This is a genomic window from Methylobacterium sp. P1-11, assembly GCF_008329595.1.
In the GTDB taxonomy this organism is placed as follows: Bacteria; Pseudomonadota; Alphaproteobacteria; order Rhizobiales; family Beijerinckiaceae; genus Methylobacterium.
Genome location: NZ_NPKS01000043.1, coordinates 15,780 through 31,176 on the forward strand (window position 1 = coordinate 15,780; position 15,397 = coordinate 31,176).

The window sequence follows — 15,397 nt, forward strand, 5'->3', positions numbered from 1 at the left end:
GGCCCCCTGCGATCCCCTGTTCCGGAGTGTTCTGCGAGCGGACCGTGGCGCTCAGACCGTCTCGATCCGGCAGCCGCTTGCAGGTCATTCATGGACCGACACTCGGCCCTCTGCAACACAAATCTCGTTTTTTTGCTTTCGACGTTCAGTTTTTTGGAATAGAGGTCGTTTCCAGATGGAAGACACCGTCGAGTCCTCACCGGCCCTCAAGGCCTTCGGTCTCCTGGAGGCGATCGCCGCCATGGATCACGCCCCGACGCTCGCGGAGCTGACGGAGGTGGCCAACCTTCCGAAGCCGACGCTGCACCGCTGGCTGACGATGCTGGAAGGCGCCGAGCTGCTGCGGCGGCTGCCGGACGGGCGGCGCTACGAGCTGGCGGCGCGGTCCACGACGCTGGCCTTCGCCATCCTGTCGAACAATCCGGGGTCGATCCGCCGGCACCAGATCCTGCAGGGGGTCGTCCGCGACCTCGGGGAATCCTGCAACCTCACGCTGCTTCAGGGTGGCGAGGTCATGTATCTCGACCGCGTGGAGGCGTCCCTGCCCCTGCGGGTGGCGTTCCGGAAGGGCTCCCGCGTGCCGGCCCATTGCTCGGCGAGCGGCAAGCTCTTCTTGGCCTTGATGCCGCGCGGCCGGCGGGAGCGGTTGCTCGCGAGCCTGCCCCTCGACAAGCACACCGCCAACACGATCACCGACCCCGCCGCCCTCGAAGCCGAGCTGCAGCAGATCAAGCGCCAGGGCTATGCCCTCGACGACGAGGAATTCCTCACCGGCCTGTTCTGCATCGCCGTCCCGATCTTCGACCGGGACGGTCGCGATTGCGTGGCGGCGCTGGCCCTCCAGGCTCCGGTGGTCCGCCTGTGGCGGGAGAACGCCCCCGACCGCCTGCCTGTGCTCCGCACCGCCGCGTCGGCGCTGGCCGCGGCGCTCACCTAACACCCCGGGAGATTCCCATGGACATGCCCCGCAGCGCGCCTTCGTATCCCAGGATGGACGACCTCGCGCAGCGGGCCAGAGCAGCCGGGGCGGTTCGGGTCGGCGTGGTCTATCCGTGCGACACGGGAGCCCTGGCGGCGGCCCTCGAAGCGGCCGACCTCGGCTATATCGATCCCGTGCTGATCGGGCCCACCGTCTTGATCCGCCGGGTGGCCTCCGAGGCCGGGCTGGACCTGACGGACCGGGAGATCGTGGAGGCGCCCGACCCGCACTCAGCCGCCCGGCGAGGCGTCGCACTGGCGGGAGACGGATCGCTCGGCGCGCTGATGAAGGGGTCGCTTCACACCGATGAATTGCTTGGAGCCGTCGTCGCGCGGGAGAGTCCGCTGCGGATGGGCCGGCGCACGAGTCACGTCTTCTGGTTCGATTGCCCCGCCTACCACAAGCCGCTGATGCTGACCGACGCGGTGGTCAACATCGCCCCGGGCCTAATGGAGAAGGCCGACATCATCCGCAACGCCATCGACTTGGCGCATGGGCTCGGCAACGCCGCGCCGAAGGTTGCCATCCTGGCCGCGGTCGAGACCGTGAACCCGGCGCTGCCCTCCACCATCGATGCGGCGGCCCTGTGCAAGATGGCCGACCGGGGGCAGATCTCGGGGGCGGTACTCGACGGGCCGCTAGGCTTCGACAACGCCGTGTCGCTCACCTCGGCGCACACGAAGGGCATCGTCTCGCTCGTGGCGGGCGAGCCCGACATCCTCGTGGTCCCGAACCTCGATGCCGGCAACAGCCTGTACAAGTCACTGGTCTACCTCGGCGGCGCCGCCTGCGCGGGGCTGGTGCTCGGCGCCAAGGTGCCAATCATCCTGACGAGCCGCGCCGACTCGATCCAGGCCCGCATCGCCTCCTGCGCCCTGGCCACCCTCGCCGCCAAGCCCCGGCCGAACTGAGCGGGCCGATGGCACTCTCCGTGCATCGTTTCGGCACGGAGGATCGTTGGGACAGGCATCGCATGGCTGCCACGGATCACGCCGTCGCCTGGACGCAACTGTTCGGAGCACTCGATCGCGCCGGTCTGGCTCTTCACCTCCAGATCCGGCGGGCCATCGTCGTCGCCATCGAGCGGCGGGTCCTGACGCCGGAGGCGCGGCTGCCGTCCTCCCGGCAATTGGCGAGCCTACTGGGGGTGGCGCGCAACACCGTTGTAGCTGCCTATCAGCAACTGATCGACGAGGGGTTCCTCGTCTCGCACGAGCGCAGCGGCATCTTCCTCGCTCCCGGAGTGGAAGCCCCCGAGGAAAGTCCCACGCGCCCGAAGACCTGCCTCGACTGGTCGAGGCGCCTCGCCATCCGACCGTCGCGGCTCCCGCAGATCACGAAGCCCCGCGACTGGCTGGACTACCCCTACCCCTTCGTTTTCGGCCAGTTCGATCCCTCCCTGTTCCCAGCCAACGATTGGCGCGAGAGCGTGAGGGCCGCCTCCAGCGTCGCGGAGATCAACGGCTGGGCCGGCGATCTCATCGACGAGGACGATGCCGACCTCGTGGAACAGCTCCGGCTCCAGGTGCTGCCGCGCCGGGGCATCTTCGCGGGAGTCGACGAGGTGATGATCACCATCGGCTCGCAGCAGGCGCTGTCTCTTCTGACGCGGCTCCTCGTCGGGCATGACACTCCCGCCGGCATCGAGGATCCCTGCTATCCCGACACCCGCAACATGCTCGGACTCACGACCTCCGACCTCGCCCCGCTCACCATCGACCGGCACGGTGTGGTGCCGGATTCAGCCTTCGCCAGCCGAGACATCGCCTTCGTGACGGTCGGGCACCACTGCCCGACCACGGCCGTGATGCCGCTGGAGCGTCGCCACGCCTTGCTCGACGCCGCCCGGCGTCACGACGTCCTGCTCGTCGAGGACGATTACGAAGCGGATCTCGCGGTGGAGGGGGAGATCCCCTCCCTCAAGAGCCTCGATGCGGACGGGCGGGTGATCTATGTCGGCAGCTTCTCGAAGGTGCTCGCTCCGGGTCTGCGCATCGGCTACGTCGTCGCGCCCGGTAAGGTGATAGCCGAATTGCGGGTGCTGCGGCGGCTGATGCTGCGCCACCCGCCCTCGAACAACCAGCGCGCCACCGCGATGTTCGTCGCCCTCGGGCATTACCGCTCGCATCTGCGCCGCACCGCCGCCGCCCTGGAGGAGCGCGCCGCTTGCATCGGAAGCCTCCTGCCGCGCCTGCTGCCCGGCTGCCGCTGGCGTCGCGACCCCGGCGCGACGAGCTTCTGGATCGAGGGACCGCAGGTCCTCGACGCCCGGGACCTCACCGAGCGGGCACGCGCGCGCGGCGTCCTCATCGAGCCGGGCGACATCTTCTTCGCCGATCCCCGGGCCGGGCGCGCCTGTTTCCGGCTCGGCTTCACCTCCATCCGCACCGACCGGATCGAGGCGGGCCTCTCCATCCTGTCGGAACTCGTGATGCCCGCCGGAACCTCTCGCCCCCGTGTCGTGGCCGAGCGTGTCTGAATGGGAACTGGACGTCTCGATGGCGGGCCTCTGGATCTCACGGCACGCTCGGCCTGAGGTCTAAATCCATCGGGCCGATACCGATGGGCCAAGGACCAGACCGATGACTGATGCGACCACTGAAGCGGGCCGCCGCGCCTTGCTGGAGCGCCTGTTCGCAGCCTTCAACCGCCACGACGCGGACGGTGTCATGGCCTGCTTCACCCCCGGCGTGGTGTTCGACACCGCCGCCGGGCCGGAGCCCCACGGGCGCCGGCTCACCGGCCAGGAGGCCGTTCGCGCGGCCTTCGTCGGCGTCTGGACCGACATGCCGGACGTCGCCTGGACAGTGGCGGACCACACGGTCGCGGGGGATCGCGCCACCTCGGAATGGCTGTTCACCGGAACGCGGGCCGATGGCGGACGCATCGAGGTCGAAGGCGTCGATCTGTTCACCTTCGAGGGCGGCCTGATCGCCCACAAGAGCGCGTTCCGGAAGGACCGCCCGGTCCAGGCGGCCCGAGAGGGAGAACGGCCGTGACGCTGATCGCCGATCCGCAGTCGCGCCCGACCGGCGCGCCCTACGACCCGACCTACGATCCCCTCACCCACGCCACGCCCGGCACAGACCGGAACTATGCCCCGACCTACTGGGTCGCGACGGCCGGCCCCCCGCCGGAGGATGACGGCCCGGTGACGGGGGATATGGATACCGACGTGGTGATCGTCGGCTCCGGCTTCACCGGCCTGTCCTGCGCGCTCAGCCTCGCCCGCGACCACGGGATCAAGGCCATGGTGCTGGAAGCCAACCGGGTGGCTTGGGGATGCAGCACCCGTAACGGCGGCCAGGGACAGACCGCCTCAGGGCGGCTCAGCCGCTCGCAATGGATCGCCCGCTACGGGCGCGAGACCGCCCTGAAGCTCCATGCCGAGATCATGGAGGGGTTCGACTACTTTACAGACCTCGTGCGCGAATTCGACCCCGATCCGCAGCCCGGCGGCCACATCTACGTGGCGCACCGTCCGCGCACCTACGAGAAGCTCGCGGCGGAATCGGCGCTCGCGAACGAAGTGTTCGGCTACCGGACGCGGATGATCGGCGCCGACGCGTTGAAGCGCGACTGGCTCGACGAGGCCGGGGCGGTGGGCGCCTTGCACGAGCCGCTCGGCATCGGCATCCACCCGGCGAAATTCGCCTTCGGCTATCTGCGGGCCGCCCGTGCGGCGGGAGCGAAGGTCTATCCATCAAGCCCAGTGCTCGAGATCGAGCGCGACGGGGCGGCGTTCCGGGTGCGCACGCCCCACGGCACCGTGCGGGCACGGGCGGTGGCCATTGCCACCGGCGGCTACACCAGCCAGGATCTGCACCCGCGCCTGCGCAGCCGGATCATGCCGATCCTGTCGAACTCCCTCGTCACCCGGCCGCTCACCCCGGAGGAGATCGCGGCGTCATTCCGCACCACCACCTTCGTCACCGACACTCGCACCCTGCGCTTCTACTATCGCCGCCTGCCGGACGACCGGGTCCAGATCGGCAGCCGCAGCGCGATCACCGGGGCGGACGCGACCCATCCCCGTCACCTGCAATTGCTGATCGATGGGCTGCACGCGAAGTTTCCGGTGCTGGAGGGAATCCGCGTCGATTACTCGTGGTGGGGCTGGGTGGATGTCAGCCACGACATGATGCCCCGCGTCGTGCAGCCGGAGCCCGATGAGCCGCTATTCTACAGCCTCGGCTACGGCGGCAACGGCGTGTCCTTCTCGGCCCAGGCCGGGCGGCGCCTCGCGGGGCTGGTGGCCGGGCGCAAGCCCGTCGGCCTGCCGATCTACGAGGGCGCCCTCCCGGGACACCCGTTCGCCCCGTTCCGGCGGATCGGCCAGCGGATGCTCTATCGGTGGTACCACCACCGCGACGAGGCGGCGTAAGGGGCTTCCCTCACGCCGCCTGCGCGCCGTCGAAATCCGGCGGCGCGATCTCTCCCACCCGGTGGCAGGCCACGGCATGGCCCTGGCCGACCGGGAGCAGGGCCGGATCCTCGGCGCGGCAGCGGTCCACCGCGAAGGGGCAGCGGCCGGCGAAGCGGCAGCCGGCGGGCGGATCGATCGGGCTCGGCGGCTCGCCGCGAACGAGGTAGCGGCGCTTCAGAGCGTCGCGGACCGGGCCGGCGGGCACGGCGGCCGAGATCAGCGACCAGCTGTAGGGGTGGCGCGGGGCTGAGAAGAACGCCGCCGTCGAGGCCTGCTCGACGATCCGGCCGAGATACATCACCGCCACCTCGTCGCAGAGGTGCTGCACCACCCCGAGGTCGTGCGAGATGAAGACGTAGGCGAGCCCCCGTTCCGCCTGGAGCCGGGCGAGCAGGTTGAGGATTTGCGCCTGAATCGCGACGTCGAGGGCTGAGACTGCCTCGTCGCAGACGATGATGTCGGGCTTCGTCGCCAGCGCCCGCGCGATGCAGAGGCGCTGCCGCTGGCCGCCGGAGAACTGGTGAGGAAACAGGCTCCTCGCCTCCGAGGGCAGGCCGACGCTCGCGAACAGCTCGTCGAGGCGCTGGGCCGCCTCCCGGCGCGAGAGCCCTTCCAGCAGGCGGAGCGGCTCTGCCACGAGATCCCCTGCACTCCGGCGAGGATCGAGGGAGGCGAAGGGGTCCTGGAACACCATCTGGATGTGGCGCCGCGCCTCCCGCAGGCGCCCTCCGCCGAGGCGGAGGATGTCCTGTCCATTCAGGACCACCCGGCCCGACGTGGCGGAGACGAGGCGCATCACCCCCTGCGCCGTGGTGGACTTGCCGGAGCCCGACTCGCCGACGATGCCGAAGCTCGTGCCTCGCCGCACGGAGAAGCTAACGCCGTCTACGGCATGGACCACGGATCCGCCGTGCCCCGGAAGGGGGAAATGGACTTTGAGATCCTCCACGCGGAGGATCTCGGCTTGGGTCGCCAGGGCGGGGGAATGGGCGTTCATGCCGCTCGGGTCTCCGGATGCCAGCAGGCGACCGCCCGCGAGGGGCCGTGCGCTGACAGGGCCGGCTGCGGCCGGTCGAGGCAGATGGCGTCGGCGCGGTGGCAGCGGTCGGCGAAGGCACAGATCGCCGGGCGCCGGCCGAGCGGCGGGACGAGGCCGGGGATCTCCCGTAGGGCGCCCTGCGAGGCTGCGGCCGCGGCGCCGAGGCGCAGATGCGGCGTGCAGCCCATCAGCCCGCGCGTGTAGGGATGCGCGGCGGCCCGCATGATAGCGCGGGTCTCGCCCTGCTCGACGCAGCGACCGGCATAGAGGACCGCCACGGTTTCGGCGATGTCCGCCACCGCGCCGAGATCGTGGGTGATGAGCACGATGGCCGTGCCCATCTCGTCCTGCAACACCTTCAGGAGGTCGAAGACCTGGGCCTGGACCGTCACGTCGAGCGCGGTGGTCGGCTCGTCGGCGATGAGGAGCTTCGGGCGGCAGGCGAGCGCCATGGCGATCATCACCCGCTGGCGCATGCCCCCCGACAATTCGTGCGGATAAGCGTGCAGCCGCCGCTCGGCGGCCGGGATTTGCACCGCCTTCAGCATCGCCAGCGCCCGTTCGAGGGCGTCGCGGCGGCCGAGGCGCTGATGCAGACGCAGCGCCTCGCAGATCTGGTCCGCCACCGAGTAGACCGGGTTCAGGGCGGTCATCGGCTCCTGGAAGATCATCGACATGGCCGAGCCGCGCAGGGCCCGCAGGCGGGCGGGCGCGGCCTGGGTCACGTCCTCTCCGGCGAGCAGGATGCGCCCGCCCGTCAGCGCGAACCCCTCCGGCAGCAGGCCGAGGATGGCGAGCGCCGTCATGCTCTTGCCGCAGCCGGATTCGCCGACCAGCGCGACGGTCCGCCCCGCCTCCACGGAGAAGCTGAGGCGTTCGAGCACGGGTGCGCCGCCGCCGGGCCGGGTCAGGGCGACGGTGAGGTCTTCCACTGTGAGGACGGGAGCCGACCCTGCCGCATCCATGGTCAGCTCCGCTTGCGCAGGCGCGGGTTAACCGCGTCGTTGAAGGCATCGCCCACGAGGCTCACGCCGAGGACCGCGAGGAAGATCGCCGCGCCCGGCAGCACCACCGTCCACCACGCGTCGAGGGCGTAGGCGCGGTTCTGGCCGATCATCAGGCCCCAACTCATCACGTTGGGATCGCCTAGGCCGAGGAAGCTCAGCGCGCCCTCGAACAGAACGGCGGTGCCGATAGCGAGCGTCGCCGAGACGACGATGGGCGGGGCGGCGTTGGGCAGGATCACCCGGCCGATCAGGTAGCCCGGCCCCGCCCCGGCGGCACGGGCCGCCTTCACGAAGTCGAGGCCGCGCAGGCGTAGGAACTCAGCGCGGGTGAGCCGCGCTGTCGGCGGCCAGGAGACGATCCCGATGGCCGTGGTCGTGATCGCGATCTTCTGGCCGAATAGGGTGACGAGCACCATCGCGAAGAGCAGCGTCGGCAGCACCTGGAAGAACTCGGTAAGCTTCATCAGCCCGGCATCGACGGCGCCGCCGAAGAAGCCGGACAACGCCCCGAAGGTGATGCCGATCACCACGGTCATTAGCGCCGAGGACAGGCCGACGAGGAGCGTCGCGCGCCCGCCCTGGAGGAGGCCGGCGAGGATGTCCTGCCCAAGATAATCCGTCCCGAGGATCGGATCGCCCCCCGGCGGCTGGAACGGCGCGCCGACGATCTCGAACGGGTCGACCCCGTAGAGGCTCGGGCCCGCGACGGCCGCGAAGACAAGGGCGAGGAGGATAGCGAGGCCGACGATCCCCGAAGGGTTGCACAGAAACAGGCGCAGGGCGGCGAGCCCCGGCGAAGCCGCCTTCCGGGGGACGGGCATGGCGGCCGGCACAGAGCGGGCCGGCTCTACGGCGAGCAATGCGCTCATGCGGTCCTCCCGGCGCGGATGCGCGGATCGATGAGGCGGTAGATCAGGTCGGTGACGATGTTGGCGGTGATGACGAGCAACGCCGAGCAGAACAGGATGCCGAGCAACGTCGGATAGTCGCGTCGCAGGATCGACTCGAAGGTGAGCCGCCCCAGGCCGGGCCATGCGAACACCGTCTCAACGAGGATCGCCCCGGCGAAGAGCTGGCCGAACTGAAGCCCCACCATCGTCACGAGGGGGATCAGCGCATTGCGCAGGGCGTGCTTGCCCACCACCACCCGCTCGGGCAGGCCCTTGGCCCGGGCGGTGCGGACGTAATCCGCCTGCAGCGCGTCGATCATGCTCGTGCGCATCAGGCGGCTGTACTGCGCGACGTAGACGATCCCGAGGGTGAGGGCCGGCAGGACGAGGTGGCGGCCGACGTCGAGGATGGCGGCCAGCCCCGTGGCGGGGTTCGCCACATCGCTCATCCCGGCCACCGGGAGGACCGGCCAGACGGAGGCGAAGAGCACGAGGAGCATCAGCCCGGTCCAGAACACGGGTGCGGCGTTGCCCGCGATGGCCACGAGGGACACGGCGTGGCTCAACAGGCCGTGGGGTCTCCGGGCGCTCAGGATGCCGAGAGCCGCCCCGGCCAGCACCGCGAAGCCGAGGGACGTCAGAACCAGGATGGCGGTGGCGGGGAGTTGCCCAAGGATCAGCCGCGAGACCGGCTCGTTGAAATAAAAGGAATAGCCAAGGTCGCCCCGCGCCACCCGTCCGACATAGGTCGCAAGCTGCTCGGGAACGCTGCGGTCGAGACCGTAGCGCGTGCGGATCTCGGCCATGATCTCCGGCGAGGCCCCGCCCATCTCTCCGGCGATCACCTGGGCCGGATCGCCGGGCGCCGCCTGGATCAGCAGGAAGTTCAGCACCACCACCGCCAGCAGCAAGCCGACGACGTTGAGCGAGGTCGCGCCGAGGCGGCGGAGCGCCGTCATCGCGCCGCTTCCGCATCCGCCGCCGTGCCAGCCCAGGCGACCTCGTCGAGGGGCGAGAGGGAGCCCCAGATCGATAGGGGCAGCCCCGTGAGGCGCTTGTCGAACACGCCGTTGTAGGGGGTCAAATTTATGTAGGCGATCGGCGCCTCGGCGACGACGATCTTCTGGAACTCGCCATAAAGCGCCTTGCGCTTGGGCAGATCGGCTTCGACCGCAGCCGCGTTCAGGAGGTCGTCGACCTTCGGGTTCTTGTATTGCTGCGTATTTGACCAGATCACGCCCTTGCGGATGTTGGTCGAGAGGTAGGTCCGCGCCACGCCGATCACCGGGTCGCCCCAGTTGAAGACGTTGTCCATCGTCAGGTCGAAATCGAAGTTCGAGATGCGTTGCGCCCAGGTCGGGAAGTCCGGGGCGGCGCGCACCTGCAGGACGATCCCGATGCGCTTCAGACCGGCGCGGAGGTATTCGGCGACGTTGCGCTGCTGGTCGTTGTCATTGGGGATGTAGTCGATGGTGAGCTGCATCCGCGTTCCGTCGCTGCCCTTCTTCAGGCCGGCCTCGTCCAGCAGCGCATTCGCCTTCGCGATGTCGAGCTTGTAGGCCTCCACTGCGGGCTCGAAGAACGGCGAGCCGGGCACGATGGGGCCGGTATCGGGCTTCGCCGCGCCGCCCAGGAGCTTGCCGGTGACGAAGTCGCGGTTCACCGCGTAGGCTATTGCTTGGCGCACCCGCACGTCGTCGAGGGGCTTCTTCCCGCAATTGAAGGCCAGCCAGTTGATCGGGCCGATTCCCTCGAAGCCGCGATCGGTGACGGTCAGGTTCGGAGACTTCGACAGCCGCTCGATGTCGCGCACCGAAGAGAGGAACGGCAGCATGCCGATCTCCCGCCGCTCGGTGGCGATCACGAGGCTGTTCTGGTCCGGCAGGATCCGGTAGACGAGCCGCGCGAGCCGGGGCCGCCCTTCGAGGAAGAACTTGTCGAAGCGCTCGAGCTGGACCGCCTCGCCCTGCTTGTAATCCACGAACTTGAACGGCCCGGAGCCGATGGGCTTGAGGTTGGCCGGGTGAGTCTTGATGTCCTGCCCGTCGCCATAGACGTGCTTGGGCAGGATCGGCATCAGGCCGGGCGACATGGCGAGCAACAGCGCCGGGTGCGGGCGCGAGAGCTTGATCACCACGGTGTGCGGATCGGGCGTCTCCACCGCCGAGACCGGCTCCAGCATGGTCTGGAATGGGTGGTTCGCCTTGATCACTCCAATGGAGAAGGCGATATCCTCCGAGGTGAGCGGATGGCTGTCATGGAAGACGGCATTCGTCACGAGCTTGAGCGTGACGCTCAGATTGTCGGGAGCGATCTCCCAGGATTTGGCGAGATAAGGCTGCGGGTTCCACTTGTCGTCGTAGCGCAGGGGGCTCGCGAAAAGCTGCGTGGAGACCATCCCGGTGGCGATGCCGGATTGCACGGCGCCGTTGAAATGTCGCGGCACTTGGTTGGTGCCGATCACCAGAGGGGCGTCGGCCCCCTCTGCGTGGCCCTGCGGGATGCCGAGCAGGGGAACGGCGAGTGCCGAAAGGCCGGTGCCGAGGAGCGTGCGTTTGGTCAGGCGCATCGGTGGACGTCTCCCTGGAGGATGGGCGGCTCGGCCCGAAGCAAGGCGCGGTCGAGAAGGGACGCGACGGCGTCGCCGCTACCGGGATGCCCGGTCGAGATGCCGACGAGCTCGATCCTTCCATCCGGAAGGGCTTGTAGCGGCGTGAGAGTCCAGCGGCGCCCGACCATCTGCAGGAGATGCGTCTCCGGACGGTCGCCGAGGCGAAGGCATCCCTTCAGCCGCAGAAGCGAGGGGGGAAGCGCGGACAGGGCGCGGGCGAGTCTCTCTCGGTCGAAGGCTCCGACCCGACGGTAGAGGATGCGGGCGAAATCCGTCTCGTGCGCGGCCTCGGCGATGGGGAAGCCCCCATCGTCGCCCCCACGGGACGACACCGTGTCGGGGGCGAGGATCGCCTGCGGCAGGGCGGCGTCGACCGTCTCCACCAGCGGAACGCCGGGGCGCAGGGAAACCAGGACCTCCCGCGACGCAGACAGGCCCGAAGGATCGACGAGGTCGCACTTGTTCAGCACGAGGAGGTCTGCCGCCCGGATCTGCCGGACGATCGTGTCGCCAAGGCGCGCGTCGGCGACGAGCGCAGGAAGGCGCTCGGCATCGGCCAGCACGATCACCGCGTGCAGGACGAGGCCAGGCTCGACCCGTGCGATGTCGGCGATGGCGCCCGGATCGCCGACGCCGCTCGCCTCAATCACCATGTGATCGAAGGGCTCCGGCTCCGCGAGTACCCGCATCAGAGTGTCGAGGAAGCCATCGGCGAGGCTGCAGCAGACGCAGCCATTCGTGAGTCGCAAAGTCTTGCCGTCATGGTCGGCCACGAGGCCCGCATCGACGTTGATTGCGCCGAAATCGTTGACGAGGACGGCGTAACGCCCACTCGCCCCGGTGAGCAGCCGGTTCAGCAGCGTGGTCTTGCCGGCTCCGAGGAAGCCGCCGAGCACGGTCAGCGGGCAGCGCGTGGCCGGGTCGAGGACGGGCAGCCGGCGCCTCATGCGGGCGGCACCTCGAACACCCGGCCCCCGAGGACGGTGGCGTGGACGACGATGTCGCGGAGATGCTCCGGCGGAGCCTCGTGCGGGTCTGCGTCGAGCACTGCAAAATCGGCGAACTTGCCCGCCTCGATGGACCCCACCAGATGGTCCATCCGCAGCGTGTAGGCCGCCCCGAGCGTCACGGCATGCAGCGCCTGGGGCACGCTCAGCCGCTCCTCCGGCCCCAGCAGGCGGCCTGAGGAGGAGAGGCGGTTGACCGCGCACCAGGCGGTGAAGAGCGGCCCGAGCGGCGTGACCGGCGCGTCGGAGTGGATCGAGAAGGGAATGCCGAGCCGTGCCGCGCTGCCCGCCGCATCGAGCCGCGCCGCGCGCTCCGGCCCCATGGTCAGGTCGTGGTGCGCGTCACCCCAATAATAGAGGTGGTTCGAGAACAGGTTGAGGCACAGGCCAAGCGCTTTGACCCGGCGCAACTGCGCCTCCGTCGCCATCTGGCAGTGCTGGAGGGTGTGGCGATGGTCCGGGCGGGGATGAGAGATCTGCGCCTTCTCGACGGCATCGAGGGCGGCCTCCGTGGCTTCGTTGCCGTTGGTGTGAATGTGCAGCTGGATGCCGGCCGCATGGTAGGTCCCCACGATCCGGTCGAGATCCTCCGGCGCCACGTACCAGAGGCCGTTTGGCGCGCCGTTGTGGTAGCCCGGCGGCAGCAGGCGGGCGGTGAAGCCTTGGATCGAGCCGTCCACGATGATCTTGACGATGCCGAAGCGCAGCTGGCCCGTATTCGCCGCCCGGAGCCGGGCGATCTTGGCGATCCCCTCCTCCGGTGGGCAAGAGACGGAGGCGAGCGCTGGCACGATCCGCACCGGCAGGCCCTCAGTGCAGGCGTCACGATAGACCGCGACGGAGGCGTCGTTGAGCTCGTTGTGTAGGTCGGCGATGGTGGTGATGCCCTGAAGCTGCGCCGCCGCACCGAAGCGCCCCACGTCGCCCGCATCGAGCGCACCGCTCATCGGGTTGTAGCCGAGACCCCGGAACAGGCGCAGCCGGGCGGCGATGCCCTGCAACTCGCCGGAGGGGCTGCCGTCCGGCAGCTTCGGCACGCCGTCGATCGACGTTTGCGCGTCGAAGCCCGCCATCTCCAGGAGCAGGCTGTTGACGTTGGTGATGTGGAGGCTGGCGTGGTGGACCATCACCGGCCGCGTGGTTGAGACCCGGTCGAGGTCGTGCCGCGTTAACCGCGCGCCGCCGAGATGCAGCGGATCGAACCCCCAGCCGTAGAGAAGCTTGTCCGGACCCGAGATCGCCGCCGAGGCTTCCGCGAGGCGTCCGGTGACCGCTTCGATGCTGCGCAGGCCGGGAACGTGGCGCCCATCCGGACTGCGGCGGTCACCCGCGCCGACATAGGTCTGTTGCCAGAGCGTGCCCTCCATCACGTGGGCGTGGCCCTCGACGAAACCGGGCAGCATGATCTTGTCGGCGAACCGGTGATCGAGCGTGCCGCCGAGTTCGGCAACCTCGTCGGCGTCCCCGACCATGAGCACTCGGCCGTTCCGGACCGCCACATGCGTGGCGACGGGCCGCGCGGGATTCATCGTGTAAATCCGCCGAACCTCGAAGATCGTGATGGCGTCTGGCATTGCGGTCCCCGTCGATTCCGCAACGATGCAGGCCGTTTGATCGTCCTCGATAGCGCCAGATGCCGGGGAGAATGGGAGCCAGGAGTGGGGCTATCCGCTGATAGCTTGTCTACCCGTGCACAGGACGCGCGAGAGGCTGTTACGGGCTGGTGCGAACTCGGCAGCCCTCTGGAGTAGGAGGATCAATCCTACGCAGCACCGAACTCTGCTCCACTGGGGTCTTTCGTCCGGATCGCGGACAGCGCTTCACCAAGTTGAGTACGTGCTGGCGGTCCACTTCTTGCCCGTGGCTTACCGAACGGACGCAACAAGTCTGACGAAGCTGGAGATCCTCGATGAGCCGGTCCCTGCACACGGATGAGGAGATCGCCTTTCTATTGGACGAGGCCGCGCGTGGCATACCGATCGTCGAGATCTGCGTGAGCGCCGGTATCTCGCTCGGTACCTTCTATCGGTGGCGACGGCGCCTCGGCGGGCTCAAGCCCGCGGGCGTGGCTCTGCTCGGCCGGGTCGAGCAGGAGAACGTGGCCCTGCGGGCAGAGGTGCAGCGCCTGCGGGCCGCGATAGCGGTCCAGCCGGGGCGCGGGGAGACGGGCCGGCCAGGCGCCGCGCCGCGCACAGCGCTGCGCCAGAGGCCGAGCTACCGCGGCGGCGAGCCCTGCATCGGTCGCTTCGCCTTCGTGCGAACCGCCAACTAGAGCCGGCACACCATCGCGTTGCGCTGCGGTTCGCGACCCGCCGCGATGCACTGCCTGGCCGCACCTCGGGGTGCTCGGGATGAGAGTGCGACCGGGATTGCTTGATCCGGCACCAGGGCGCTTTCCGTTGTCGGGTACCCGTATGGGACCGCGTCCAGGCCGCCCCGGAACGAGCGCGCTGAATTGGCGGGCGCGCACCACATTCATTTCCCGGCCAGCGCCGTCTTGGGCATCATCATGTGGACGCCCTTGTTGCCGTCGACCGTCTGGGTGATCCGCAGGTTCCCGGCCAGGGAGCACAGCATATAGGCTTGGTTGCGGGTGAGGCTGGTGCGGACGCAGACGAGGCGCACCATCTCGCGCACGGCTTGGCGCATGGCCTCGTCGAGGCTCTCGTGGAGGCCGATCGACATCAGGTCGGTGGGGGTTTCGGCGAAGGGCCAGGCGCCCTGGAGATCCTTGCGCACCGTCAGCCGGAACGTGCCGGTCAGCCCCGTCTCCAGCGCGGTGATGCAGACCTCGCCGTCACCCTGCACCCCGTGGCCGTCGCCCGCGTAGAAGCCGCCGCCCTCATTGAAGACCGGCAGGTACAGGGTCGTTCCGACCTTCAGCTCCTTGTTGTCCATGTTGCCGCCGAAGGCGCGCGGCACCGGTGAGCCGACCCGGCCCCAGGCGGGGGGCGGGGCGGTGCCCAGGATGCCGAAGAACGGGTCGAGGGGCAGCTCCGTCCCCCAGGGCAGGCGGCAGAATCCGCGGTCGCTGTCGATGTCGGCGTGGACGGTCTCGTACTCGGTGAACTCGTCCGGCAGGGTGCCGAGCAGCGGTAGGATCGAGACGAAGCCCCAGTCGAGCCGGAACTTCAGGTTGAGGATGTCGACCTGAAGCATGTCGCCGGGCTCGGCCCCTGCCACATGGATCGGTCCGGTGACGAAGTGCGGGCCGCCGCCTGGCTTCAGCGTATCGAGCGCGTGGAGCAGGTCGGCCGGCACCCGAGCCGGGTCGGGGTGGAGCGACTCGCGCCCGCCGGCCGGATGCGAGTGCAGGGTGACGGTGTCTCCGGACTCGACGGTCAGCACGGGCGGCAGGGCGGCGTCGAAATAGCCGAGCACCATGGTCTCGGGGATGGCGGGGATCTCGTGATGGGTGGGCACGGCGTCTCCTGGGTG

At 69.3% G+C, this 15,397-nt stretch carries 14 protein-coding genes; 6 read left to right on the forward strand and 8 right to left on the reverse strand.

What is annotated here, in order from left to right; all coding sequences use genetic code 11:
- Positions 1 to 175 precede the first annotated feature (175 nt).
- The 5 genes from CIW48_RS29130 to CIW48_RS29150 all read left to right on the forward strand — a co-directional run bounded on the left by CIW48_RS29130 (position 176) and on the right by CIW48_RS29150 (position 5,363).
- Complete coding sequence (locus CIW48_RS29130) at positions 176 to 937, forward strand: IclR family transcriptional regulator (RefSeq protein ID WP_149313906.1); 762 nt, start codon at positions 176 to 178, stop codon at positions 935 to 937.
- A 17-nt stretch (positions 938 to 954) separates the two neighbouring features.
- Complete coding sequence (locus CIW48_RS29135) at positions 955 to 1,890, forward strand: bifunctional enoyl-CoA hydratase/phosphate acetyltransferase (protein WP_348645145.1); 936 nt, start codon at positions 955 to 957, stop codon at positions 1,888 to 1,890.
- A 62-nt stretch (positions 1,891 to 1,952) separates the two neighbouring features.
- Entirely contained in the window at positions 1,953 to 3,458 is a 1,506-nt protein-coding gene (locus CIW48_RS29140; RefSeq protein WP_149313907.1) for a PLP-dependent aminotransferase family protein, read from the forward strand.
- A 103-nt stretch (positions 3,459 to 3,561) separates the two neighbouring features.
- Positions 3,562 to 3,978: a nuclear transport factor 2 family protein gene (locus tag CIW48_RS29145; RefSeq protein WP_149313908.1), complete on the forward strand. Its 417-nt coding sequence runs from the start codon at positions 3,562 to 3,564 to the stop codon at positions 3,976 to 3,978.
- Positions 3,975 to 5,363, forward strand: coding sequence for an FAD-binding oxidoreductase (locus tag CIW48_RS29150; protein WP_149313909.1), 1,389 nt, complete (start codon positions 3,975 to 3,977; stop codon positions 5,361 to 5,363). Before CIW48_RS29145 ends, CIW48_RS29150 begins: the two co-directional genes overlap by 4 nt.
- Before the next feature lie 10 nt (positions 5,364 to 5,373).
- On the opposite strand, the gene CIW48_RS29155 is transcribed toward CIW48_RS29150, so the two are convergent.
- The 7 genes from CIW48_RS29155 to CIW48_RS29185 are packed head-to-tail and all read right to left on the reverse strand — an operon-like array spanning position 5,374 to position 13,533.
- Entirely contained in the window at positions 5,374 to 6,402 is a 1,029-nt protein-coding gene (locus CIW48_RS29155) for an ABC transporter ATP-binding protein (protein WP_149313910.1), read from the reverse strand.
- The gene (locus CIW48_RS29160) at positions 6,399 to 7,409 is read right to left on the reverse strand and encodes an ABC transporter ATP-binding protein (RefSeq protein ID WP_149313911.1); all 1,011 of its coding nucleotides are present in this window, start codon (positions 7,407 to 7,409) and stop codon (positions 6,399 to 6,401) included. Before CIW48_RS29160 ends, CIW48_RS29155 begins: the two co-directional genes overlap by 4 nt.
- A 2-nt stretch (positions 7,410 to 7,411) precedes the next feature.
- The gene (locus tag CIW48_RS29165; protein ID WP_149313912.1) at positions 7,412 to 8,320 is read right to left on the reverse strand and encodes an ABC transporter permease; all 909 of its coding nucleotides are present in this window, start codon (positions 8,318 to 8,320) and stop codon (positions 7,412 to 7,414) included.
- Positions 8,317 to 9,300, reverse strand: coding sequence for an ABC transporter permease (locus CIW48_RS29170; protein ID WP_149313913.1), 984 nt, complete (start codon positions 9,298 to 9,300; stop codon positions 8,317 to 8,319). Before CIW48_RS29170 ends, CIW48_RS29165 begins: the two co-directional genes overlap by 4 nt.
- Positions 9,297 to 10,910: an ABC transporter substrate-binding protein gene (locus CIW48_RS29175; RefSeq protein WP_149313914.1), complete on the reverse strand. Its 1,614-nt coding sequence runs from the start codon at positions 10,908 to 10,910 to the stop codon at positions 9,297 to 9,299. The genes CIW48_RS29170 and CIW48_RS29175 overlap by 4 nt, the downstream gene beginning before the upstream one ends.
- Positions 10,901 to 11,899, reverse strand: a complete 999-nt coding sequence (locus CIW48_RS29180) for a GTP-binding protein (RefSeq protein WP_149313915.1) — start codon at positions 11,897 to 11,899, stop codon at positions 10,901 to 10,903. Before CIW48_RS29180 ends, CIW48_RS29175 begins: the two co-directional genes overlap by 10 nt.
- Positions 11,896 to 13,533, reverse strand: coding sequence for an amidohydrolase (locus CIW48_RS29185; RefSeq protein WP_149313916.1), 1,638 nt, complete (start codon positions 13,531 to 13,533; stop codon positions 11,896 to 11,898). The genes CIW48_RS29180 and CIW48_RS29185 overlap by 4 nt, the downstream gene beginning before the upstream one ends.
- 335 nt (positions 13,534 to 13,868) lie before the next feature.
- Here CIW48_RS29185 and CIW48_RS29190 point away from each other — a divergent pair, with 335 nt between their 5' ends.
- The gene (locus CIW48_RS29190; RefSeq protein WP_149313917.1) at positions 13,869 to 14,231 is read left to right on the forward strand and encodes a transposase; all 363 of its coding nucleotides are present in this window, start codon (positions 13,869 to 13,871) and stop codon (positions 14,229 to 14,231) included.
- Between the two features lie 203 nt (positions 14,232 to 14,434).
- Here CIW48_RS29190 and CIW48_RS29195 read toward each other — a convergent pair whose 3' ends face one another.
- Entirely contained in the window at positions 14,435 to 15,382 is a 948-nt protein-coding gene (locus CIW48_RS29195; protein WP_173009438.1) for an acetamidase/formamidase family protein, read from the reverse strand.
- Positions 15,383 to 15,397: the final 15 nt, after the last annotated feature.

Coding starts and splice junctions, on each gene's coding strand:
- CIW48_RS29130 (WP_149313906.1), top strand. CDS start 176: ATGGAAGACACCGTCGAGTCCTCACCGGCCCTCAAGGCCTTCGGTCTC.
- CIW48_RS29135 (WP_348645145.1), top strand. CDS start 955: ATGGACATGCCCCGCAGCGCGCCTTCGTATCCCAGGATGGACGACCTC.
- CIW48_RS29140 (WP_149313907.1), top strand. CDS start 1,953: ATGGCTGCCACGGATCACGCCGTCGCCTGGACGCAACTGTTCGGAGCA.
- CIW48_RS29145 (WP_149313908.1), top strand. CDS start 3,562: ATGACTGATGCGACCACTGAAGCGGGCCGCCGCGCCTTGCTGGAGCGC.
- CIW48_RS29155 (WP_149313910.1), bottom strand. CDS start 6,402: ATGAACGCCCATTCCCCCGCCCTGGCGACCCAAGCCGAGATCCTCCGC.
- CIW48_RS29160 (WP_149313911.1), bottom strand. CDS start 7,409: ATGGATGCGGCAGGGTCGGCTCCCGTCCTCACAGTGGAAGACCTCACC.
- CIW48_RS29165 (WP_149313912.1), bottom strand. CDS start 8,320: ATGAGCGCATTGCTCGCCGTAGAGCCGGCCCGCTCTGTGCCGGCCGCC.
- CIW48_RS29170 (WP_149313913.1), bottom strand. CDS start 9,300: ATGACGGCGCTCCGCCGCCTCGGCGCGACCTCGCTCAACGTCGTCGGC.
- CIW48_RS29175 (WP_149313914.1), bottom strand. CDS start 10,910: ATGCGCCTGACCAAACGCACGCTCCTCGGCACCGGCCTTTCGGCACTC.
- CIW48_RS29180 (WP_149313915.1), bottom strand. CDS start 11,899: ATGAGGCGCCGGCTGCCCGTCCTCGACCCGGCCACGCGCTGCCCGCTG.
- CIW48_RS29185 (WP_149313916.1), bottom strand. CDS start 13,533: ATGCCAGACGCCATCACGATCTTCGAGGTTCGGCGGATTTACACGATG.
- CIW48_RS29190 (WP_149313917.1), top strand. CDS start 13,869: ATGAGCCGGTCCCTGCACACGGATGAGGAGATCGCCTTTCTATTGGAC.